The organism is Neisseria sp., assembly GCF_030523955.1.
Lineage (GTDB): Bacteria > Pseudomonadota > Gammaproteobacteria > Burkholderiales > Neisseriaceae > Neisseria.
Window position 1 is genome coordinate 1 of sequence record NZ_JAUNHL010000002.1, and the last position, 21,103, is coordinate 21,103.

Sequence of the window (21,103 nt, forward strand, 5' to 3'; positions counted from 1 at the left end):
TTGTCAATTCAAGCCTCAAAAAACCGCTTCGCCGGTTAATTGTCGACAGACCCTAGGCTAAGGGATAAAATGAGTACCATTCCAAAAATATAGCAGATTTAATTAATTTTCGATACAAGGCAGCAAGCCGCAGACAGTACAAGTAGTACGGCAAGGCGCAGCAACGCCGTAGCGAAAGTTAAGTTAATCTGCTATAGCACCTATTTTATCCCTTAACTTACTGCCGATACCTTACAACAAAGGCCCTACCAAGCGCACGCTATTCTCTACCAAGCTCCACCATTTTGATCGCATTTTCCATGCTTTTACGGTTACATATTCCGATTTCGCCAGATAAGCCTGTTGTTGTTGCAAAATCATTTGAGTAATAGCTTCATCATAAATCGCCAAACTTACTTCTAAATTTAGGAAGAAGCTGCGCATATCCATATTGACGGTACCGAACAGGCTCAACTTATCATCTATCGTCATCGTTTTGGCGTGCAACAGACCTTCTTTAAACAAGGCTATTTTAACACCTGCTTTCAACAACATCGGGTAATAAGCCTGCGAAGCATAGCGCACCATAACGGAATCCACTTTATACGGCAGCACCAAAGTTACTTCGACACCTCGCCGCGCTGCCGTGGTTAGTGCAGTCAACAAAGGATCATCCGGCACAAAATACGGTGTGGTAATCACCACTTTGCGCTCAGCATTATATAAGGCGCACAACAAGGTATCGTAAATCACTTTTTCCGCCTGATCCGGCGCAGAAGGCACTACTTGCACGTTTACGCCACCCGCCGCCACGATTTGCTCTTTTCCCGGCAGAAAAGTTTTTAATGATCCCATCCTCGCTTGCGCCGTTTCCAAGCTTTCATCTTTCTCCAGCATCATATCCGCATAAAACACGGCTGCCATTTGCCACACCAGAGGCCCGCGACAACGCATCATCACATCCACCCATTCCCCGACACCTGCATCGCGCTTGAAATACTGCGGATCAACCAAATTGAAACTGCCGGTATAGCCGACCTGATGATCGACGATTAAAAGCTTACGGTGGTTACGCAGATCCGTACGGGTAAAAAAGCTGCGCCAAGCACTAACCGGCAAGGCAATCTGCACATCCACGCCTGCTGCACGCAATCTGGCCGGCCATTCACCCTGCCAAAAGCCGTGGCTACCGACCGCATCGGCCAGAATCCGGCAATCTACACCCCGTTTGGCCGCCTCCATCACCGCCTGCAACAAAGCGGTAATACGGCCTTGCGGATCAATAATATAAAACTCCAACAAGCAAGAGTGTTGCGCACCGCGTATATCTGCCAGCATATGCTCAAGAATAGTATCAGTGGTATGCAGCAATTCCAGCCGGTTCCCCACCGTAACATCCATACCGGTATTACTGCCGGCAATCCGTTCAATGCCGTTATAAGCCTTGATTTCCCACTCATCGACCTTGCCGTAGTTATCTGTCAGATAGCGGCTGCCGAATGCTTTGAAAAACGCAGTAATCTCAGCGCTGCGCTTATCCCGCCGCCGCCCCAACCGCGGCTCGCCGATTAACAGATACAGTAATGCGCCCGCTGCCGGCAGTAACAAAAGCAAAATCAGCCAGGCAAAAGCGGTACCGGTATTTTTTTGTACATACAGCACCCGCAAACCAAACAATAATGCCAATAAAATGTGCAGTAACAATAACCAGCTTTCCATCAACACCCGCCTCCTTCATTTATAACGCACACTTGATTGTCGCCGCCAAGCAGCAAACCGCCGACAGCACAAGCCGTACAAAATCGATTCTGTTGCCGCTTTAACGCTTTCTTCGGACTTTGACGCAACAACGACGCGGGTAGATATAAAATGCTTCCGCAAAAAACCGAAATCCACCCCAATCGACCACACCACTACATTCATCTCAAGCCCTATGCCATGCCTGTCTGAAAATAAAGCATTAGTTTTTTCAGACAGGCATTTTGCTTACAACATATCGTAAATCAAACCCACTGCAATCAATATAAAAATCAAACCACATAACCGGTTAAGCCACATCAGCCGTCGCCCCTGCTGCAACCATGCCGCCAATGTTTTGCCGCCGACGGTATAAATAAGCTGCCAAGTGGTTTCAATCACAAAAAAAGTCAGCGTTAAAATCAGATATTGCGGCATCATAGGCAACTGAATATTGAGAAACTTCGGAAAAAACGCAGCAAAAAACAGAATCGCCTTAGGATTAGAAAGCGACACCGCTATGCCTGTCTGAAAAAGTTTGGCCGCAGAAGGCTGAATACGCATCCCTACGCTACCCATCGGTTCTGCCGCCTTACGCCAAGTCTGGATACCCAAATACGCCAGATAAAGCGCTCCCAGCACCTTTAAACCGTCGAACAACAAAGGAGCTTGGCGGCTAAGCAGGCCGATGCCCGCCAGCGATACCAGCAGCAGCAATAAAAGGCCGAAACTCAAACCGGCCAAAGTCCATAAGGTTTTACGGAACCCGTAATTCAAACCGAACTGAAAAGCCAACAGCATATTTGAACCCGGTGTAGCGGAAATCAATAACGTTGTACTCACAAACAACAGCCAAGTTTCTAACGGCATTAGGTTTCTCTGGATGAAATGTTGGAAGAATAACGTTCAGACAGGCATTGCCGCCCAAGAACTATCCGAAAGTTTACCATTAGCCATAGTGAAAATGTTGATATAGCGAATTAACTTAACTTTCGCTACGGCGTTGCTGCGCCTTGTCGTACTACTTGTACTGTCTGCGGCTTGCTCCTTGTATCGAAAATTAATTAAATCCGCTATAACTGATGAATATCGGCTTTAACATCCCAAAAACCAAGCCGCAGCGGAAATACCGTCTGCGGCTTAGAGTGTAGGTTTGATATTCAGCCAACAGGTAAAAGTACTCTTACCGTTTGCCGGACTTTCGGCACCGTTTTCTTAAATATGTGAAACGGCAATACCGGAGGAAATTGCTTTTTGCCAAGCTTCGTCAATCTGCCACATCATCGATTCGGTACCGTAAATTTTGGCGGCATTAGGCACACCGTCGACATTAAACAGATAGTGCTCATACAAGCCGTTAGGCATCACATGATTCAACACGATTTTCAGATTGCAACCGTAACCGAGTGCATAAAATTCATGTACGGTACGGATTTCCGACCAGGCAAAACGACGGATTTCACCGCGCTCGCACACGACCAAACCTTCTTCATCGGTGGCGATATAGTTTTCTTCCATGCGAAAACCTTTGAGCGACAGCCAACTGCGCCACATAAACGCCACCACCATAGAAAGAATAATCATGGTCAGGCTCAAGCAAGTCATCGCCAGCGGGCCAAATCCTCGAGTATCAACCACAAAGACAGTTAACCCGCCGCAGGCCAGAATCGGCAGACCGAAAACGGCGATAATTTTAATCATATCCAGAATCGCCTGTTGGCGATGGTTAGTAAAATACCAAATATTACGAGTGGTGTATGGATTGTGTGTCATATTTTTGCTCCCATTCCCGTTGTGTATGATTACAAAACAATGCGACTTAAAACACCTGCTTTGAAATTAAACTACAACAACTACAAAATTTTTTCTTTTTTATCTGTTTCTCCTTACATGTTTAAAAATGCACAAACTCATCTTCAATCGGAAAAACATCGAACAAATAAGGATTAATCAGAATATTTCAAGCTCGTCTCACCGCGACATTTGCTTTTATTCCAATTCATCTTGATAACATTCTAACAATGCAATCTTGAGATAATCAAATTTCATGTTACAAATCTACAAAACAACAGGTTAAACCGTTGGTAATTACCAACGGTTTAACCTGTTTATCATTAAAACAAACGCTATATTAACATTTTAAAACCGGAATCTAACAAATATGCTCATTCTATTTCAAGAATAGAGCGATTTTACGCAGTTAATGTCCCTTTAGTGGAAGGCATTTTGCCCGCCATGCGCTCGTCGTATTCCACTGCCGTCCGCAAAGCACGGCCGAAAGCCTTAAATACCGTTTCAGCCTGATGGTGTGCATTGTAGCCGCGCAAATTATCGATATGCAGCGTCATCATGCTGTGATTGACTAAGCCGTGAAAAAATTCGCTGAACAAGTCCACATCAAATTTACCGATCATGGCGCGGGTAAACTCGATGTTATAAGTCAGCCCAGGCCGGCCGGACAAATCGAGCACCACGCGGCTCAGCGCTTCGTCCAACGGCACGTAGCTGTGACCGTAACGACGGATACCGGTTTTGTCACCCAATGCCTGCTTCAGTGCCTGCCCTAGTGTAATGCCGATGTCTTCTACCGTATGATGATCGTCGATATGCAGATCTCCCCGGCAAGTGATTTCCAAATCAATCAAACCGTGGCGGGCGATTTGATCCAACATATGTTCCAGAAAAGGCACGCCGGTATCGAATTTGGCTTTACCGGTGCCGTCCAGATTAATGCTGACGCTGATCTGGGTTTCGCTGGTATTACGGGCGACGGTTGCGGTACGCATAATGAATGTTCCTGTGAATGGTTTATCAAATATTCTGAAATCGGTACTTTATGAATAATGATTCAAAAACTAAATAAGGCTAAACAGCCATTGCCGGCAACCAGATTTTATTCCAAGTAACTTTTAGCCGAAAAAAGCATTTACCACTTCCAATACGCGGTTATTCTGCTCCGGCGTGCCGATGGTGAAGCGCAGGCATTGGTTTAATAAAGGATGGCCTCCGTGCAACTTTTTAATCAGAATGCCTTGTTCTTTTAAAGCAGTAAACAAAGCATCCGCATCGGGCACGCGCACGGTAATGAAATTGGCTTCGCTATCAAATACCTCAACATCGTCAAACTTCGCCAACTCCTGCTGCATACGTACACGCTGCCGTTTTAAAATATCCACATGCTCCAATACCCAATCGTAATGCTGCAAAGCAAAATGAGCGGTTGCCAAGCTCAACTGGTTCATATTGTAAGGCGGCAGGATTTTGGCCAGCTCATCGATAACCGAAGGATGGCCTGCTGCATAACCGATGCGCAAACCGGCAAAGCCGATTTTACTGAGCGTACGCATCACCACCAGTTTCTCCATGCTGCCTGCCAGCGGCAAAAAGCTGTCGCGGCTAAACGAACCGTAAGCCTCATCAATGACCACCACCCCCGGTGCCGCTTCGATAATGGTTTCAACCTGCTTACGCTCAAAAGCGATGCCGGTCGGATTATTGGGATAAGAAACAAAAACCAGCGCCGGCTGATGCTGTTCTATTGCCGCCAACGTTGATGGCAGACTCAGGGTGAAGTCTTCATTTAACGGCACGCCTACATAATTCAAACCGAACAACGCGGCATTATGTTTATACATTACGAAACTTGGTTCCAGCGCCAACACCGCAGCATCAGGTTTGGCCACCAATAAGCTGATCATCTGTATCAACTCGTCGGAACCGTTGCCCAGCGCTATCCGGGCGCAAGACGGTATTTGGAAGGTATCGCGCAATGTCTCCTGCAAACCGCAAGTGGCGACATTGGGATAATAATTGATGGGCGCATCCGCCAATTTAGCCGCCAATGCCTGTCTGAAAGCCTCGGGCAAGCGGTAAGGCATTTCCATCGCATCCAGTTTGATGGCACCCGGCGGGAGGGCGGCGACAGCATAAGCCGTCATTTGTTGGATATCGGTACGGATAATATCGGACACACTCATGATACTCTCTCTGACAACGAGCAAAAGAAAAGCGCTAATTTATCATAAAATCAGCGCTTACGCCCGTAATACGGGCATGTCCATACCAGATTATCCTTCAACAGGTTCAGCCAATTCTGCCATCACCTGATCGAATTCTGCCAGATATTCCAGATTGAGGAAGGGGCGCAGCAAGCTTAACGTGCGCTCGATACCGCGCAGTTTCGAGTCCTCGCTCAATCCCATACGACCGCGCATGGAGCTGTCGAAATCGAACCAGTATTTGGTGATAATCCACATATTCATCGCCAAGCTGCGCATTTCTTCTTCGGTACCTTGGATGATGCCCATCTCTGCAAAAGAGATAAGCTGGCGCACCATCAGCGGCGCAATACGGGTTTGGGTGAAATCATGGTATTCGCCCAAAAGTTCGTTACTGCGCGAAAGCAGCGAGTTGACATCGCTGAACAAGAAACGGTAGCGCCACATAATATTGTAGACACCGGCCAGATATTCCACCAATTCCACGATGCTCAAAGGTAGTGGGCGATCGGTCAGCAAAGCAAGCAACTCTTCGCTGTAACGCTTATAGAGTTGGATGATGATTTCGTCTTTATTGCGAAAATGATAATAGAGATTACCCGGGCTGATGCCCAAGTATGCAGCGATATGATTGGTGCTTATTTGCCGTTCACCTTCTTCGTTGAACAGTAATAAACTCGCTTCAATGATTTTGGTGTAAGTATTTTGACGAGGCTCTTTAGCCATGATTTTATTCCCTTATTTTTCTACCCGGGCTTCCCCTGCCCGGTTGTGTGATTTAAGTGATCAGCATCGGATTCCGAACACTATCCTGCCGGAAAACTGCATTCCCCTTCGGCCAATCGCGAATAATTACTCGAAATATGATGAATCGCTATCATACACCATAATGACTAGCGTAACCAATTAGGTTCCGCCTGCAAAACCACGCCGAAGCGTTTTTTAACGCAATCCTGTATATACTTTTCCAAATCCTTTACATTTTCGGCACAAGCATTGTCTTGATTAACCAACACCAGCGCCTGTTTGTCGTGCACCGCCGCGCCGCCAATCCGATAGCCCTTCAAGCCGCATTGGTCAATCAACCAACCGGCCGCCAATTTTACCGAACCGTCGGCTTGCGGATAATGCGGCATATCCGGATATTCCGCCAGCAAATCCGCTGCATCGGATGCCGATACCACCGGATTTTTGAAAAAACTGCCGACATTGCCCAATACGGCCGGATCCGGCAGTTTGGAAGAACGGATTTGGCATACCGCCTGCGATACATCTCTCGCACCGGGCACACGGTCGCCGCAGTTGGTCTGCAATACCGCGGCCAAATCGCCGTAGCGCGCCTTCAGCACGAAGTTTTCATTTAAAACAAACGTTACCGCCGCAATCACATAGCGGCCTTTGGCGGATTGTTTGAAGATGCTTTCGCGGTAGGCAAATTCGCATTCGGCATTACTCAATTCTACGAAGCGGCCACTGTCCAAATCAAAGCAGTGCACCGAATCGATCACTTCTTTCACTTCCACCCCGTAAGCACCGATGTTCTGCACCGGCGACGCGCCGACCGTACCCGGAATCAGGCTGAGGTTTTCCAGGCCGCTCAAGCCCAGATCCAGCGTTTTGAGCACAAAATCGTGCCAGATTTCGCCCGCTTGCGCCTGCAACCAAACCTTGCCGTTTTCCCGTTTGATTTCACGGATACCGAGATTGGCCATATGCACCACCAAACCATCGTAATCGCCGTCGAACAATACGTTGCTGCCGCCACCGAGCCACAATACCCGTTCACGCTCGAATTCGGGCAAAGCGCACACTTCAGGCAGCCGCACCGCATCAGCCAATTCCAACCAATACTTTGCCCTGGCCGGCAAACCGAAGGTATTGAACGGTTTCAAATCAACATTTTTTTGTACGTTCATTGCTGCCATCCTTTATCCGCCGCTACGGCCAAACTGTGTTTTTCCAATACCCATATTAATAACAGTGCCGCCACCGCCAGCGATACAATCAAGGCCACCCAAAAACCGAAAATATTCATACCGCCGCCGTTGGCCAGCCAATAACCCGGCAATAGTCCCAAGCCCCAGAATGAAATACCGTGTATCAGCATCGGCGCTTTGGTAACCTTATAACCGCGCAAAGCATAAGAAGCGATACACTGGGTAAAATCAAACAATTGGTACAAGGCCGCCGGCCACAACACCTGCACCGCCAGCGCCAGCACCGCCTCATCGGAAGTATACATGCTGGCCAAGGGATGGCGCAGCACGATCATCACCACCATGGTCAGCAAAGCCAATATCACGCCGAAGGTCACCGCCACGCCGGAAATATAGCGCGCCCGCACACGGTGTCCGCGCCCCAGCGTATAGCCCACCCGAACCGTGGCCGCCGTGCCTATGGCCTGCGGAATCATATAAATCAGCGTAATCAGGCTGATTACAATCTGCTGCGCCGCTACTTGGTCCGCTCCGAATTTGGCCACCAGAAACACGATAAAGGAAAACAGGCTCACTTCCAGAAAATAGGAAAAACCAATCGGCCAACCCAGTTTCCATAATTTTTTCATCGCACCGAAATCCGGCCGGGAGTAGCCGCCGGCCAAACCGAACGGTTTGAAATAATGCTGTTTTTTCACATACAGCCACAAGGCCGCCGCATTAAACCAAAACACCAGCAAAGTAGCCAGGCCGCAACCGGCACCGCCCAAAGCCGGCATACCGAATTTGCCGTAAACAAACACATAATTGAGCGGAATATTGAGCAACAGCGCCGCCCAACTCACCCACATAATCGGTTTGGGCCGGTTCAGGCTGGAGGCGTATGCATGCAAAGCGCGGTGCAGCATCGCCGCCGGCATCGCCAGCGCGACAAAGCCCAGATACCACGCCAGCATGTGTTCCACCTTATCGGATAGATCAAGATAGGCCATAAACGGCGCAATGGCAGCCAACAGCAATATCATCCCGATAAGGCCCAACAGCAAGCCGAACCACAAGCCCTGCCTACCGGTTTCGCCGACTTCGCGGTGCTTGCCCGCCCCCCACAATTGCGAAATCGTGGGATTGAGCGCCGTCATCACTCCCAATAAGGTCACGAAAACGGTCACAAAAGCCGAAGAGCCGAGCGCGACCGCCGCCAAATCGTCCTTGCCAGCCGCCCCCGCCATCACCGTATCAACGAAACCTACGCCGACTGCGGCAATCTGCGCCAACATCATCGGCATCGCCAGCTTCACCAATTCTTTGGCCTCGTGCCAAAATACGGTCGGCGAATAACGGTTGATGTCGAGTAACATAAAAAATTCCGCAAAATTAAAAAGCTGCGCGAAAGCGCAGAGTATCCGGTATCGTTGGTTTCAAAATATTTTTTCAGACAGGCATTCCTGTTTACCGGATTCGGCTAGGCCTGTCTGAAACCGATTGAAACCCCATCGTTTTTTCAGACAGGCATTCCAACTGCAATGCCTGTCTGAAAAAACAACCAGACTAAATGATAAACAAACAGCCCCGCGGGGCTGTGGCAGTGGTTATTTTAACCCAATAACAAGGCGTCGTCCGATACTTTCTCGCCCCGTGTCTGCTCGAAGAGATCCAGTAAGTCCGGCACATCCATCCCTGCACGCTGTTGGCCGGATACATCCAACACCACCCTGCCCTGATGCAGCATGACCGTGCGGCTGCCGTGATCAAGTGCCTGGCGCATCGAGTGGGTAACCATCATCGCCGTCAACCGGTTTTCCGACACAATCTGATCAGTCAGCTCCAATACGAACGCCGCGGTTTTCGGATCCAAGGCCGCGGTATGCTCATCCAAAAGCAGAATCTTAGACGGCTGCAAGCTGGCCATCAGCAGGCTCACGGCTTGGCGCTGGCCGCCGGAAAGCAAGCCGATGCGGTCGGTCAACCGGTTTTCCAAACCCAGCTTCAAAATCGACAACTTCTCGCGGAACAGTTCGCGGTTTTCCTTGTTCAGCGCAAACGTCAAACCGCGCTTGCCGCCGCGCGAATAAGCCAGTGCCATATTCTCTTCAATGCTCAACGCCTCGCAGGTACCGGCCAGCGGATCCTGAAACACCCGAGCCACCAAATGCGCCCGCTTATGGGCCGGCAAGCGGGTAACATCTTGCCCGTTGATTTCGATGGTACCGCTGTCTACCGGCAAATCGCCGCTAATCGCGTTCAAAAACGTCGATTTACCGGCGCCGTTGCTGCCGATTACGGTGACAAACTCACCGTCCTGAATATGCAGACTCATGCCCCGCATCGCCGGGTTTTCAATCGGCGTACCGGCATTGAAGGTGACTTTCAAATTATCCGCACGCATCATGATAACTGTTTCCTTTTCAAACTGCGTTTAATCGCCGGTAAACGCAAGGCAATCACCACCAAAACCGCAGTAATCAGGTTCAAATCGGTTGGTCGCACACCCAAGCCCTGCAAGAAATCGTTGCCCAATGCGAAAGCAATCAGCAAGCGGTATACCAACGCCCCGAGAATGGCCGACAAAGTAATCCACAAAATACGTTTGCTGCCCAAAAGGTTCTCACCGATGATCACCGCTGCCAAACCGATCACGATGGTACCGATGCCGCTGGCCAAATCGGCGCTGCCGGTAGTCTGCGCAAACAAAGCGCCGCCCAGCGCAATCAGCGCATTGGAAATCGCCATGCCCAGCAAAATCATTTTAGACGTCGCCACGCCCTGCGCCTTGGCCATACGCGCATTCACGCCGGTCGCCCGCATCGCCAGGCCGGTTTTGGTGTTGAAAAACCAATCGAGCAAGACTTTGGCCAACACCACGAAGCCGGCAATAATCAGCGGCTGTATCCAAAACTGGTTGCTGAAATCGGAGGCGACAAAAGGCGAAAACACGCTGGGCGCACCAATCAGCGGCAAATTGGGCGTGCCGCCGGTAATCCTGAGGTTGACCGAATAGAGCGCCACCATCACGAGAATACTGGCCAACAGCGGCAGAATTTTGAATGATACATGCAGCCAAGCCGTCACCATACCGGCCAGCGCACCGGCCAGCGCAGCAAATACACAAGCCAGCCACGGATTTACCCCCGCCATCACGCACACGGCGAACACCACCGCACCCAAAGGGAAGCTGCCGTCTGCCGTCAAATCGGGAAAATCCAAAATGCGGAACGAAATCAGTACCCCCAATGCAACCAGTGCATAAATCAGGCCGGTTTCGATACCGCCGAAAAACGCAATCAAACTCATGGAAAATCTTTCTGTTGCGGATAAAAAAGCTCGAATTGCACTTCCGCCGCCTACATCTGCAAGCTCGGTACGGAGCAAATCGGATGCTTACCTAAGACTCTCTAAAATTAAAACCGCACAAGTAGATAAGCTTATCTGCCCTTTGATTTTCAGACAGGCATTGGTTGCTACTCCAACTCACCAACCGTATCGTTAAATGCCTGTCTGAAAACACAGTCGCTTAGATTCAAAAAAGTGCGGGCGGCTTGCACCGTATCATTTTGAATCTAAGCGATTGATACAATCGGCCGCCCTCGAAGCCAGCCGATTGGTCAAGCGGCAGAAACCACCTTATTCCTGCACTTCTTTGGCTGTTTTCAACACTTCCTCAGGCAAAGTAATGCCCTCTGCCGCTGCATTTTTCTTGCTGACAAACAGATCAAGATTGGCGGCATCCATACGCGAAGACGCAATTTCGCCGGCTTTTTTACCGTTCAGAATCTCAACCACAACGCTACCGGTTTTCTTGCCCAAATCATAATAGTTCACCCCCAAAGCCGCCACTGCGCCGCGTTTTACCGAATCGGTATCGGCGGCAATCAGCGGGGTTTTCATTTCCACCGCCGCTTTATAGAGCGATTCGTAAGAAGAAACCACGTTGTTATCCAAAGAGGTATAAATCAAATCCACCTTGCCCTGCAGGCTGCGTGCTGCGGTCAGCACATCGGAAGAGCGCTGCGCCGGCGCGGCGACCACGTTCAAGCCTTGGCCGCCCAATTTGGTTTTCAACTGTTCCAACACGGTAGTGGAATTCACTTCGCCCGGGCTGTATACATAGCCGACATTTTTCAGCGTCGGTACGATTTTTTTCATTAAATCGATTTGCGGATCGAGCGGCAGCTCATCGGAAACACCGGTTACATTGGTACCCGAAGGCTGCCAGCTGGACACCAGCTTGGCGGCTACCGGATCCGTTACCGCAGAATAAACCACCGGAATGGTTTTGGTCGCCGCCACCACCGATTGGGCGCTCGGCGTTGCAATCGCAACGATTACATCAGGATTATCACCGGCAAATTTCTTAGCAATCTGCGCAGCGTTGGCGGTGCTGCCTTGTGCGCTTTGGAAGTCGACGGTCAGGTTTTTGCCTTCTTCAAAGCCCTGTGCTTTTAACTCGTCCAATACGCCTTTTCGCACCGAATCCAAAGCGGGATGTTCGACAATGGCAGTAATCGCCACTTTCTTATTACCTGCCGCAGGCGCAGCGCCGGAAGCGGCAGGAACAGAACCTGAGGCAGGCGCCTCGGCTTTTTTCTCAGCCGGGGAGCAGGCAGTTAAAACCAATGCGGCCAAAACGCTTAAAGGGAGAGCAGCATGACGTACCATAATATTCCTCGTATTTTCCAAATCATTAACGAACTGGAAAGGATATTATTGCAAGTCGTTAAAAAAAGCATCCGTTTTTCCACCATATCAACCGCATCAGGCGCTTTCTTGCCATTATAAGACACCTAATTTTTCCCGATATTAACAACAATAATACCAATAATTTCTAAAAAACAGAATATTAAATCGAAAAAACCATTATCAATAAAATTATATTATTTTTTACACAATTCTCTACAATCAGTTACACTCACCTACAAAATGCATAAAAAATGCCTGTCTGAAAGCTTTCAGACAGGCATTTCCTATAAGCAATCCGGCAAGTTTTGCCAGCTTTAGGCAAATATCGCGACAATGCCGCAATATTCAGCGGCTTTTAACAAAACGATACAAAACCTCTTCCGCGAAGCTGTCGGCCGTTTCGTTATTTTCAAAATACATCAGATTTAATTCTGCGATTTCATCCGGCGCTTCAGCCTCTTGGGGAGCCAAATTCAACACCACCCTTCCAAAGCGGCGCGGCCAGTTATGGCGCAATACTTGAACGTCGCGCACTTGTTCCCACGAAAAATCCTGTTGTACGTAAAATTCATCGCTCGGCTTGAAATGGGCGGCAGCAGCTTGCGCATCGTAATATGCCCAACGCACGCCCAAATCGTCCAACATCACCAAATAGCGCTTACCGTCGGCTTCACGGCAGTGCGCGCGCGCGGCAAACAGGGTAACCACCGCCATATACAAACAAATAAACAGGAACACCATCAACCCGTATTTCAGGTTACTGCCGCCGCCGGCCATAAAATTCACCAGCAGGGCCAGTATCATCAAAATAAAGCCGACCACCGATACGGCTGCCATATAAAAGGCAAAAGATTGCCGGTGGGTTAAAGGATAGATGTGTGACTTCATATTGCTGATAATCTGGTGTTTCTGGTCATTAAAAGAAAATAAATAGGCGCTATTTTACTGTATCTGCAAGCTTTTCACAGCTTTATTCGTTCTGTAACCGCCTGTCTTCAATATATTTTACCGTTTTTCATACGAACTTGACCTTGGCGGCCGAGAATATCCAGCAGCCGGACGAGACAAAAGTTTGCGCCAACTGCCTTACTGCCGCCGGCAAAAGCAGATAAAATAAAATTCAATATCCCCGCCGGTTCGCCGGCCTTCCGTTTCCGAAACCAGCGCTCGGCCATGATATACGACACCACTTTGCTCACTCTGTTTTTAATCGGTTTTTTCGGCGGCGGTCACTGCGTCGGCATGTGCGGCGGTCTCTCCTCGGCATTTGCCCTGCAATTGCCGCCGCATATCAACCGTTTCTGGCTGATTGTGCTGCTTAACTTCGGCCGCATCACCAGCTACACCGCCATCGGGCTGCTGCTGGGTGCCATTGGCCAAATCGGTATTTCGCTCGACCAAACCCGCATGCTGCAAAACGGCTTGTTTGTCGCCGCCCATCTTTTGCTGCTATTCGTCGGCCTCTATCTGGCCGGTATCTCCGGCTTGGCCCGCAACATCGAAAACCTCGGCAAACCGGTTTGGCGCCGCCTCAATCCGCTGCTCAACCGTCTCTTACCCATCCGCAGCGTTCCGGCCAGCTTCGCCGTAGGCATGCTGTGGGGCTGGCTGCCCTGCGGTTTGGTCTACAGCGCTTCTTTGTATGCCTTAGGCAGCGGCAACATCGTTCAGGGCGGTTTATATATGCTGGCTTTTGCTCTGGGTACGCTGCCCAACTTATTGGTGGTCGGCCTGTTGGCCGGCCAATTGAAAGGTTTTCTGCAAAACCGCAACGTACGCCTGATTGCCGGCTTATTTGTCGCCGCTTGGGCGGCTTGGCAACTGATGCGCTTTTTCCTGTTCGCACCGCAATGAATACTTCTGCTCACGCCCTTATCCGCCTGATGACACCCGCCGATTACTCCGCAGCCCATGCATTATGGACTGCCACCCCCGGCATGGGTCTCCATTCTGAGGACGATTCGCCTGAAGGCATCACACGCTATCTTCAGCGCAATCCGGAAAGCTGTTTTATCGCCGAACGTTCAGGCCGGCTGGTCGGCACCGTTCTGGCCGGGCACGACGGTCGTCGCGGCTTTATTTATCATCTGGCGGTTGCACACGATGCACAACGGCGAGGCATTGCCGATGCACTGGTGAATGCTGCGTTGCAAGCGCTAAGAACGCAACAGATACAAAAAGTGGCGCTGTTGATTTACCGTGATAATCACAACGGTAATGCATTTTGGGATAAGCGCCGCTTGAAACCCTGTGAGATAAATATATAAGGGTGGGCGCGATAATTGGGATTAAAGAGGATTAGATGGGATTGGGTGGGATGGGTGTTTTGTAAAACAGTTTCACCTGATGAAACAAAATAAACGGGCTAAGATTTGGCCCGTTTATTTTTTTATACCCCTTTTTTTAGTGCTTTTAAAGTAATGTCTACGAGTGTGCGCTCGGCTCCGGGTTGAAGTTGACCTGTTCCGCTGATGGGAAGGTATGGGCGGGCGGGGATGGTTGCTTTTCTGCCTTTGCCTGCTTGGCCGCCGAGGTGGTGGATAGCGGCGTATTTTTTGTTGCTGCCGATGCGGGCAAAGTCGTTGCCGACTTGGGTGCTGATGCTGGCGGCGAGTTGGCCGGAGAGTTGCAGGGTTTTTCCGCCGTTTTTTGCCGTACGCCGGCTGCGCGACCATTTTTTGCCGCCCCAGCTCTCGCTTTCAAAGTTGTCTTCCGTGAGGGAGGACATTTCGGCGGCTATGGCGCGCATCATGGGGCGGGTGTCGGTGGCGTTTTGGAGCAGTTGGCCAAGGCCGCGTTGCAGGTCTTTGCTGTCGAGGTCGATGGTTATCATTTTTTGCCCTTTATCAAATCCAGCACCCACGACAAGGCGGTTTTGCTGGCCGACAGCCCTTTTTTGAAACGGTTGTCGGCCATCATGTCTGTTAAGGCGGTGCGGGCGATGTCGGGGTGTACGGCTTGGGCTTTGTCGGCGGCAACGCGTGCCATGCGGTTAAGCATGGCTTGGCCTTGGTTGGCGTTGAAACCAACGTTGGGGGCGACGAAGGTGCCGTTGATGCGGATGCCGGTGCGCTGGCCGTAGCGTGCCTCGCCGGTGTATTCGTTGGTGCCGATATCGACGGTAACGGTTTCAAGCGGCGGGCTGGGCTGCACTTTGGCCGCGCCGCGCGATTCGGAAAGCGGCTTGACGCGGCAGCGGCAGCGGTAGTCGAGCGGCGGATAGAGGGTGTTCCACACGGGATCGGTGGCAGCGTACACCTTGCCATGAAGCAAGCGGTGGCTTGCGCGGGTTCGGCTGTCGTTGATGGCTACATATTCCCAATACGGGTGGGTGTCGATGCTCTCCATCATCTCGGCGTAGCGGCCGGCCATGTAGGCCGACTGCATATTGGTAAGATAGATGGTTTTGAGGCGGTGCGGGCTGCCGAGCTGTACGTTTTGGGCGTCGCCGGTATCGGGGTTGGCTACGTCTTTGCGCCCCCACCAGCCTTTTGCTTGAAGTATGGGGGTCAGTTCTTGGCTGAATTTCTCCAGCGTTTGACCGTTTTCCAATGCTTTAAGTGCCGCACTATATATATCGTCCAAAACATCCATTTTGGCGGTTTTGGCAACGGTAAAAGCGGTGGCGTGGGCATCATCGAGCATATCCTGCCAGTCCCAAGATACTTGATGGCCTTTTTGCTTCAGGTAGGCAACGGCGGCTTCGGGCTGCATACCGAACACGGCTTTAATGTCTTCGGGGTTCATCGGCCCATTTCCTCCGCAGCTTCAACCCTGCCGACCAGCCCGGCCAGAAAAATCAGCCGCGCCAGCTCGTTTTGCAGTGATTTATCGTCCATATTCGGATAGGCATCGGTCAAACGGTCGAGCAGGTTGTCGGCGGTTTCGCCTTTTTTCAGATTGTCGACCAAAGCCTCAGTCAGGGCTTGGCCTTGTGCGTTCAGACGGCCTGTATCGGGCGCGAGCGTGTCGATAACGGTGCCTGCATCGGCTTGTTCGGACAAACTTTCGGCAAATTCCGGTACGTCGGCCTGATTGGGCAAAAGTGGCGGTGTCGCAACTTTCGACGCGGCAGCATCAATTGCCTCAACATCATCATCAGACAGGTTGTAAGCCCGTTTCCAGTAGCTGTCGGACAGTTTGACGCCGCAATTAACTAAAATCTGGTCGCGTTCGGCCAGCGTTTTGTCTCCCTTTTCTAACTCGTACAACACAAATTTCGGGCGCGCCGTGCCGGCGGCGTAGTTAAGCTCAAAAATCCAGTCGATTAATTGGTTGATGCAGCCCTCGACGATGCGGCAGTCGTTGTCGCGGATGTCCTCCGTAACCTCCAAACCTGCCGCCGCGCTGGCGTGGTTGGTGTCTTTTTCGGTGGTTTGGTCTTGACCGAGCAAGGCGATGGCAATTTCCGAGCGGCAATAGCGGATAAACCGGTCGTACACGTCGGCGCTACCCTGTTTGCCAGCCGCTTCTTTGATTTCGACGGACGAATCATCGGGAATGGTGGTGACGGCATTGCCAATCAACAGCTCCAGCGCATCGAGCAGTTTTTCGGTGTCGGCATTGGTGTTGCTGCGCGGCTCGCGGCCGATAATCCACGGTGCGCCGAATTTTTCGGCGAACTCCGCCCAGAATTTCAGGCCGCCGCGTTTGAACACGGTAGGCCAATAGACACAAGACAGGTCACCCGTGCCGTAGGGGTTGGTGTAGCCGGCGTTGTGGGTCGGACAGAGGAATTTATAGGCAGGAACGGGTTCGCGCTGACCGAAATCCGTGCCGGCGGCAGTGAAATACAGTTGGCCGTCGGCATCGAACTCAAACCATTCCTGCGGTTTGGCAATGATTTTGGCGGGCAGCCATTGCTTTCCGGCCTGCCAAATAACCTCCAATGGCTGATAGCCGAACATGGCGGCATCAAGAATGCTATTGATCAGTTGATAAATATCGATATCGGCAAGCAAACCGTCTATCAGGCGTGCGGCATCGGGCGATACACCGTCATCTTCGAGACGCCACTCCATGCTGGTTACCGCCGCCTTGCGCCGGCGTACGTGGCCGGCAACGATGGCATCGCCCAATAACTCGCGGTAGACGGCGATATTGCGGCGGCCGAGCTTTTTTAAGACCAAATCGGGGTTGGGCAGCAGGCCGCCGAAGCCGCCGGCGCCGAAAAACTGCCGCATAACGGCCATATGGGCGGTAAGGTTTTCAGGCTTGGCGGCAACGGTGCCAGCAGTGGTTTTGAGTTTGAAATGGGGTTTGTTCATTTTCATGATGCCTGTAAAAATTCACACGATTCTGAACAGCCACCCTCGTTAAGGTAATCATCAGAAACGTGACCGATTAAATCTTTCAGTTTTTTCAAATCCTGAACGTCGCGGTGCTGTCTAAAAAAATGCACACGCCTGCCGTTTCGCCCATTCGTATACTGTTTCTCTATTTCTTCGGGAAACCGGAAGTATTCAGGCGCATCTTGCAGAGCCTTGAGTAACTTAGTATCTGATTTTTTAAAACACCAAACACAATTCCCAAGGTGTTCAGGTATTTCCAAATCAAACGGCTGTTTTTGCCAAAAATCCAAAACGTCCTGTTTTTCAGACGGCCACTTATCTACTAAAGGATAAATAATTTTTCGACTTTCTTTTACTCGGCGCATTTCGTCAGCGCGGATACCTATTGCTGTATCCACACCAACTGTACCGAACATCTCGCGCGCCCAAGAATTAATAACAGCCAGCTTCAGCTCGCGTGTGCAATGTGGATTGGCAATATTTGGCTTGGTGTATTTTGCAATCATTGCAGCATATGGTTCGCCATTACGTGATGCGGTATGGAAATCCACTACCTTATGCCGCGTTCCAAAGCCTTTTTTAGGATTGATGACTGCCTCTAGCCAGATAATTGGCCATTTAAAAAACACTTCAAAATTATGGATAAATTCCAGTGTTTTTTCATGTTCGCAGCCTGTGTTTGAAAACACCAAAAAAGGCTCATATTTTTGCAGCATCTCAGAATCATTCAAAATGAGATAAGCCATGTATGCACTGGTTCGACCACCGGAAAAGCTGATTATTAAAGGTTTTGTCATCATCAGAATCCGTTGGTGAAACGACTGCGTCGGCCTGCTTTGCGGCTGGACACTTTGACGGGGCCGGTATTCAGTTCGCGGCTGGCATAATGCGCCAGAACAAAGGCGATGCCCGCGTCGCCGTGGCGTTTTTGGCCGTCTGCGCCCTTGGTTCGGGCGGCGGGAATGCGCGGCACGCCGTTAATCAGCTCGAACGCTCTTAAATCGTTGAGGATATCCTCGTCTTTCGGCAGGCCGTCGAGCGTGCCGTCTTCCAGTGCGGCTTTAAATTGGGCGGTATGCAGCCGATACCAGTTTTCGGACAACATGACCGGCTCGACGATACTCACGCCGAATTTGTCCTGCATGGCTTCTGCCAGCGACTGGCCGTTGCCGCGTGCGTCGAACGCCGCGCCGCGCAGGTTGGGCAGGCCGTGCAGCAGGTGGCCGATAATCTGCTCCTGCTGTTTGAACGGCATATTGCCCAACTCCAACACAAACGGCGGTTTGAGCATCAGGTTTTGCTGTTGCAGCAACGGCACCACCACGGTGCGGTCACCCGAGCGGGCGAAGTCTTCACCGACAAAGCTCACGCGGGTTTTATCGAGGCCGTCGAGCAGCGGTTGCAGTGTGCCGGCAATCCAGTCGGACACTTCGGCGGCGCGGATATGCTCGGGCAGCAGGCCGAAGGCGTCGGTTTGGTCGTAACGGATAACGGGTGTGTACGGACTCATGCGGCTTTCGATTAGAGCGCGGTTGAGCCATTTGCCGCCGCCGTTTTTGGGAACACAGTCCAACTCTTCGCTGGCATCCTCCCCATAAAAATCGCGTATTTCTTTGCACCACGCGGCTTCGCCTTCGGGCGTCCAATCGCGGCCAAGGCGCAGGCAGATGCGGCGGTACAAGCCTTGCTCTACCGCTTCATCAAATGTGATGCGGTGGATGGAGTACGGTTTTTTACCGGCGCGAACATCGGTAATCAACTCGTTGAACGGATTGTCGACACCATCATGCGTGCTAATGATATGCACCTGACCGCCCCACATCAGCAGCGCCATTGCCGCTTTGAGCAGCTCGCCGAGCTGGTCGTGGAACGCAGCCTCGTCAATAATCACACGCCCCTGCTTACCGCGCAGGTTGCTGGGGCGGCTGGACAGGGCGGTAACCCGCCAGCCGGAGGCAAAACGGATCACAAAAGCCAGCACGGATTGGCGGTCGTCGCCTTCGACAAACACTTCTTCGGTTTCTTCGATTTCGCCGGCGGCCAGCTGGTAATGCTTCGCCCAGTTGGCACAGTCGCGGATAAATTCTAAGGCCATGTCTTTGTTATAGCCGATATACCAGGCATCCATGCCTTTCGATGAAGCCGCCAACAGCGCGGTGTCGGCGGCTTCGCCCCAGCTCAAACCGATACGGCGGGACTTTTCGCACAACTTGACTGGCGACTGATCGGCGCACCATGCCTGCTGGTACGGCAGCAGCGCCATCGGCGTGCGGTCTTCGGTTTTGCTTTCAGACGGCCTCATGTTGCAATACCCAAAATCTGTTTGCGGATGGCCTCGGCGGCTTCGTCGGACAAGCCGCCTTTTTTGGCCTGCTTGGCCACATCTTCGGCAGCGGCCGCCACTTTGGCTTTAACCTTGGCCTGATACTCTTTCAGGCGTGTGCTGGCGGAAATCAGGCCGCTGATCTTTTTCGCGCCCTCGGCCATCACGCCGAAACGGTCGAGCGCACTCAATTCTTCGTTATCCATTTCACCGATTTGCACCAGCGCGTCGAACAGTTCGGTTTGCAGCATGGCCATCAATGCTTCGCTGCGGGTGTCGCCTTCGTCGGCCGCGCCTTCGGCAATCAATCGGGCGGCTTCGGTGCTGGATTTGATGGCGGCAAAGCGGCGTTGTACTTTTTGGCCGTAGCGGTGCGCGGCGGAGCGGCTGATCTCGTAGCCCTGCTCCTGCAACCATTCGGCGATGGCGGTGTAGTCTGAAAAGCCGTTTTCCACCAGTTTGCGTTCAAACTCATGGCGGACGGCTTCGGGCAGTTGCTCGATGGTGCTGCGTTTGGCCATATCAGCTCCACACTTTTCCCGGGCGGGCAATGCCCGGGCGGCACTCCACCGTGTATTCGGCGATGTCCACGCCCAAACTGGTTAAGTCGGCAAACCATAGGCCGTGCGGGGTTTTATTGATTTCCACCAGTTTGCGGTCGGCCAAATAGTCGAGCTGCTGGCGCAGTTCGACTGAGGTGGTTTGCGGGTAGATGGCATTCATAATGTCCAATAAAAACACTTCGCTGGTGGTATGCGGGCGGGCTTTATTTAGGGTGTTGATGATGTTCCAGCGCATACCCTCCCGGCGCTGCTTGGCAATCAATTCTTCGCTAATCATTTTCGGGCGCTTTCCAGTTTGTAGATTTCGGTGAGTTTCTCGGTCATATTGTCGATTTTGGCCTCAAGTACGACCTGATTGCGAATATAATCATCGCGTAAAACATAGGTCATCGGCAGGCTGGCGTTGAATTCACCAAGTTGTTTCTCCATGCTCTCGACTTTCCCTTGCAATCGTTCCTGCTGTTTTTGCCGCTCATCCTGCTGTGCCTGAAATTGAGCCAGCAGCATTTTGCCGAAGCCCCAGCATACGCCGAGAAAGCTCAATAAAAAGCCGACCAGCTGCCAAAATTCGATGTTGATAAAGGTTTTGCTGTCCATT

The 21,103-nt window shown here is 51.3% G+C and carries 22 protein-coding genes and 1 pseudogene; 2 read left to right on the forward strand and 21 right to left on the reverse strand.

The annotated features are described in order from the left end of the window. Positions 1-231 precede the first annotated feature (231 nt). The 13 genes and pseudogenes from cls to Q4C79_RS00605 form a co-directional block, all read right to left on the reverse strand. Positions 232-1,698, reverse strand: coding sequence for a cardiolipin synthase (gene cls / locus Q4C79_RS00545; protein ID WP_303089080.1), 1,467 nt, complete (start codon positions 1,696-1,698; stop codon positions 232-234). A 267-nt stretch (positions 1,699-1,965) separates the two neighbouring features. Continuing rightward, complete coding sequence (locus Q4C79_RS00550) at positions 1,966-2,586, reverse strand: LysE family translocator (protein WP_303089081.1); 621 nt, start codon at positions 2,584-2,586, stop codon at positions 1,966-1,968. Between the two features lie 345 nt (positions 2,587-2,931). Beyond that, positions 2,932-3,489 carry a hypothetical protein gene (locus Q4C79_RS00555; protein ID WP_303089082.1) on the reverse strand — a complete coding sequence of 186 codons (558 nt, stop codon included), beginning with the start codon at positions 3,487-3,489 and terminating at the stop codon, positions 2,932-2,934. A 419-nt stretch (positions 3,490-3,908) separates the two neighbouring features. Next, a pseudogene (hisB, locus tag Q4C79_RS00560) lies at positions 3,909-4,490 on the reverse strand (imidazoleglycerol-phosphate dehydratase HisB); the annotation flags it as partial. A 135-nt stretch (positions 4,491-4,625) separates the two neighbouring features. Next, the gene (gene hisC / locus Q4C79_RS00565) at positions 4,626-5,693 is read right to left on the reverse strand and encodes a histidinol-phosphate transaminase (protein WP_303089084.1); all 1,068 of its coding nucleotides are present in this window, start codon (positions 5,691-5,693) and stop codon (positions 4,626-4,628) included. Between the two features lie 90 nt (positions 5,694-5,783). After that, positions 5,784-6,440, reverse strand: a complete 657-nt coding sequence (locus tag Q4C79_RS00570; RefSeq protein WP_303089085.1) for a TetR/AcrR family transcriptional regulator — start codon at positions 6,438-6,440, stop codon at positions 5,784-5,786. A 167-nt stretch (positions 6,441-6,607) separates the two neighbouring features. Next, entirely contained in the window at positions 6,608-7,630 is a 1,023-nt protein-coding gene (gene murB, locus Q4C79_RS00575; protein ID WP_303089086.1) for a UDP-N-acetylmuramate dehydrogenase, read from the reverse strand. Next, positions 7,627-9,009 carry an MATE family efflux transporter gene (locus tag Q4C79_RS00580; RefSeq protein ID WP_303089087.1) on the reverse strand — a complete coding sequence of 461 codons (1,383 nt, stop codon included), beginning with the start codon at positions 9,007-9,009 and terminating at the stop codon, positions 7,627-7,629. Before Q4C79_RS00580 ends, murB begins: the two co-directional genes overlap by 4 nt. Positions 9,010-9,245: 236 nt before the next feature. Further along, a complete protein-coding gene (locus Q4C79_RS00585; RefSeq protein WP_303089088.1) occupies positions 9,246-10,040 on the reverse strand; it encodes an ABC transporter ATP-binding protein in 795 nt (264 codons plus the stop codon). After that, positions 10,037-10,942, reverse strand: a complete 906-nt coding sequence (locus Q4C79_RS00590; protein WP_303089089.1) for an ABC transporter permease — start codon at positions 10,940-10,942, stop codon at positions 10,037-10,039. The genes Q4C79_RS00585 and Q4C79_RS00590 overlap by 4 nt, the downstream gene beginning before the upstream one ends. A gap of 330 nt (positions 10,943-11,272) precedes the next feature. Then, positions 11,273-12,307, reverse strand: coding sequence for an ABC transporter substrate-binding protein (locus tag Q4C79_RS00595; RefSeq protein ID WP_303089090.1), 1,035 nt, complete (start codon positions 12,305-12,307; stop codon positions 11,273-11,275). A 366-nt stretch (positions 12,308-12,673) separates the two neighbouring features. Beyond that, positions 12,674-13,216 carry a hypothetical protein gene (locus tag Q4C79_RS00600; RefSeq protein WP_303089091.1) on the reverse strand — a complete coding sequence of 181 codons (543 nt, stop codon included), beginning with the start codon at positions 13,214-13,216 and terminating at the stop codon, positions 12,674-12,676. Positions 13,217-13,323: 107 nt separating this feature from the next. Beyond that, positions 13,324-13,503 carry a hypothetical protein gene (locus tag Q4C79_RS00605; protein ID WP_303089092.1) on the reverse strand — a complete coding sequence of 60 codons (180 nt, stop codon included), beginning with the start codon at positions 13,501-13,503 and terminating at the stop codon, positions 13,324-13,326. Between Q4C79_RS00605 and Q4C79_RS00610 the strand changes: the two genes are divergently transcribed. Then, on the forward strand, positions 13,502-14,182 hold the full coding sequence (locus Q4C79_RS00610; protein ID WP_303089093.1) for a sulfite exporter TauE/SafE family protein: 681 nt from the start codon (positions 13,502-13,504) through the stop codon (positions 14,180-14,182). The genes Q4C79_RS00605 and Q4C79_RS00610 overlap by 2 nt on opposite strands. Then, on the forward strand, positions 14,179-14,595 hold the full coding sequence (locus Q4C79_RS00615) for a GNAT family N-acetyltransferase (RefSeq protein WP_303089094.1): 417 nt from the start codon (positions 14,179-14,181) through the stop codon (positions 14,593-14,595). The genes Q4C79_RS00610 and Q4C79_RS00615 overlap by 4 nt, the downstream gene beginning before the upstream one ends. Positions 14,596-14,717: 122 nt before the next feature. Here Q4C79_RS00615 and Q4C79_RS00620 read toward each other — a convergent pair whose 3' ends face one another. From Q4C79_RS00620 to Q4C79_RS00655, 8 genes are read right to left on the reverse strand one after another with little or no spacing between them, the layout of a single operon-like run. Continuing rightward, positions 14,718-15,161, reverse strand: coding sequence for a phage virion morphogenesis protein (locus Q4C79_RS00620; protein ID WP_303089095.1), 444 nt, complete (start codon positions 15,159-15,161; stop codon positions 14,718-14,720). After that, positions 15,158-16,075 carry a phage minor head protein gene (locus Q4C79_RS00625; protein ID WP_303089096.1) on the reverse strand — a complete coding sequence of 306 codons (918 nt, stop codon included), beginning with the start codon at positions 16,073-16,075 and terminating at the stop codon, positions 15,158-15,160. The genes Q4C79_RS00620 and Q4C79_RS00625 overlap by 4 nt, the downstream gene beginning before the upstream one ends. Beyond that, positions 16,072-17,595: a DUF935 domain-containing protein gene (locus Q4C79_RS00630; RefSeq protein WP_303089097.1), complete on the reverse strand. Its 1,524-nt coding sequence runs from the start codon at positions 17,593-17,595 to the stop codon at positions 16,072-16,074. The genes Q4C79_RS00625 and Q4C79_RS00630 overlap by 4 nt, the downstream gene beginning before the upstream one ends. Positions 17,596-17,597: 2 nt before the next feature. After that, entirely contained in the window at positions 17,598-18,419 is an 822-nt protein-coding gene (locus Q4C79_RS00635; RefSeq protein WP_303089098.1) for a hypothetical protein, read from the reverse strand. After that, positions 18,419-19,921 (reverse strand): terminase family protein, encoded by a 1,503-nt coding sequence (locus tag Q4C79_RS00640; protein ID WP_303089099.1) that lies wholly within the window; start codon positions 19,919-19,921, stop codon positions 18,419-18,421. Before Q4C79_RS00640 ends, Q4C79_RS00635 begins: the two co-directional genes overlap by 1 nt. After that, on the reverse strand, positions 19,918-20,463 hold the full coding sequence (locus Q4C79_RS00645; protein ID WP_303089100.1) for a DUF3486 family protein: 546 nt from the start codon (positions 20,461-20,463) through the stop codon (positions 19,918-19,920). The genes Q4C79_RS00640 and Q4C79_RS00645 overlap by 4 nt, the downstream gene beginning before the upstream one ends. 1 nt (position 20,464) lies before the next feature. Beyond that, positions 20,465-20,782, reverse strand: coding sequence for a hypothetical protein (locus tag Q4C79_RS00650; RefSeq protein ID WP_303089101.1), 318 nt, complete (start codon positions 20,780-20,782; stop codon positions 20,465-20,467). Then, positions 20,779-21,102, reverse strand: coding sequence for a hypothetical protein (locus Q4C79_RS00655; protein WP_303089102.1), 324 nt, complete (start codon positions 21,100-21,102; stop codon positions 20,779-20,781). The genes Q4C79_RS00650 and Q4C79_RS00655 overlap by 4 nt, the downstream gene beginning before the upstream one ends. Position 21,103: the final 1 nt, after the last annotated feature.

What these genes read in the sequence shown, in the direction of transcription:
- Q4C79_RS00605 (WP_303089092.1), bottom strand. Translation starts at nt 13,503, where the DNA reads ATGGCCGAGCGCTGGTTTCGGAAACGGAAGGCCGGCGAACCGGCGGGG.
- Q4C79_RS00615 (WP_303089094.1), top strand. Translation starts at nt 14,179, where the DNA reads ATGAATACTTCTGCTCACGCCCTTATCCGCCTGATGACACCCGCCGAT.
- Q4C79_RS00595 (WP_303089090.1), bottom strand. Translation starts at nt 12,307, where the DNA reads ATGGTACGTCATGCTGCTCTCCCTTTAAGCGTTTTGGCCGCATTGGTT.
- Q4C79_RS00550 (WP_303089081.1), bottom strand. Translation starts at nt 2,586, where the DNA reads ATGCCGTTAGAAACTTGGCTGTTGTTTGTGAGTACAACGTTATTGATT.
- hisC (WP_303089084.1), bottom strand. Translation starts at nt 5,693, where the DNA reads ATGAGTGTGTCCGATATTATCCGTACCGATATCCAACAAATGACGGCT.
- Q4C79_RS00555 (WP_303089082.1), bottom strand. Translation starts at nt 3,489, where the DNA reads ATGACACACAATCCATACACCACTCGTAATATTTGGTATTTTACTAAC.
- Q4C79_RS00580 (WP_303089087.1), bottom strand. Translation starts at nt 9,009, where the DNA reads ATGTTACTCGACATCAACCGTTATTCGCCGACCGTATTTTGGCACGAG.
- Q4C79_RS00570 (WP_303089085.1), bottom strand. Translation starts at nt 6,440, where the DNA reads ATGGCTAAAGAGCCTCGTCAAAATACTTACACCAAAATCATTGAAGCG.
- Q4C79_RS00600 (WP_303089091.1), bottom strand. Translation starts at nt 13,216, where the DNA reads ATGAAGTCACACATCTATCCTTTAACCCACCGGCAATCTTTTGCCTTT.
- murB (WP_303089086.1), bottom strand. Translation starts at nt 7,630, where the DNA reads ATGAACGTACAAAAAAATGTTGATTTGAAACCGTTCAATACCTTCGGT.
- Q4C79_RS00620 (WP_303089095.1), bottom strand. Translation starts at nt 15,161, where the DNA reads ATGATAACCATCGACCTCGACAGCAAAGACCTGCAACGCGGCCTTGGC.
- Q4C79_RS00640 (WP_303089099.1), bottom strand. Translation starts at nt 19,921, where the DNA reads ATGAGGCCGTCTGAAAGCAAAACCGAAGACCGCACGCCGATGGCGCTG.
- Q4C79_RS00635 (WP_303089098.1), bottom strand. Translation starts at nt 18,419, where the DNA reads ATGATGACAAAACCTTTAATAATCAGCTTTTCCGGTGGTCGAACCAGT.
- Q4C79_RS00590 (WP_303089089.1), bottom strand. Translation starts at nt 10,942, where the DNA reads ATGAGTTTGATTGCGTTTTTCGGCGGTATCGAAACCGGCCTGATTTAT.
- Q4C79_RS00610 (WP_303089093.1), top strand. Translation starts at nt 13,502, where the DNA reads ATGATATACGACACCACTTTGCTCACTCTGTTTTTAATCGGTTTTTTC.
- cls (WP_303089080.1), bottom strand. Translation starts at nt 1,698, where the DNA reads ATGGAAAGCTGGTTATTGTTACTGCACATTTTATTGGCATTATTGTTT.
- Q4C79_RS00585 (WP_303089088.1), bottom strand. Translation starts at nt 10,040, where the DNA reads ATGATGCGTGCGGATAATTTGAAAGTCACCTTCAATGCCGGTACGCCG.
- Q4C79_RS00650 (WP_303089101.1), bottom strand. Translation starts at nt 20,782, where the DNA reads ATGATTAGCGAAGAATTGATTGCCAAGCAGCGCCGGGAGGGTATGCGC.
- Q4C79_RS00655 (WP_303089102.1), bottom strand. Translation starts at nt 21,102, where the DNA reads ATGGACAGCAAAACCTTTATCAACATCGAATTTTGGCAGCTGGTCGGC.
- Q4C79_RS00645 (WP_303089100.1), bottom strand. Translation starts at nt 20,463, where the DNA reads ATGGCCAAACGCAGCACCATCGAGCAACTGCCCGAAGCCGTCCGCCAT.
- Q4C79_RS00625 (WP_303089096.1), bottom strand. Translation starts at nt 16,075, where the DNA reads ATGAACCCCGAAGACATTAAAGCCGTGTTCGGTATGCAGCCCGAAGCC.
- Q4C79_RS00630 (WP_303089097.1), bottom strand. Translation starts at nt 17,595, where the DNA reads ATGAACAAACCCCATTTCAAACTCAAAACCACTGCTGGCACCGTTGCC.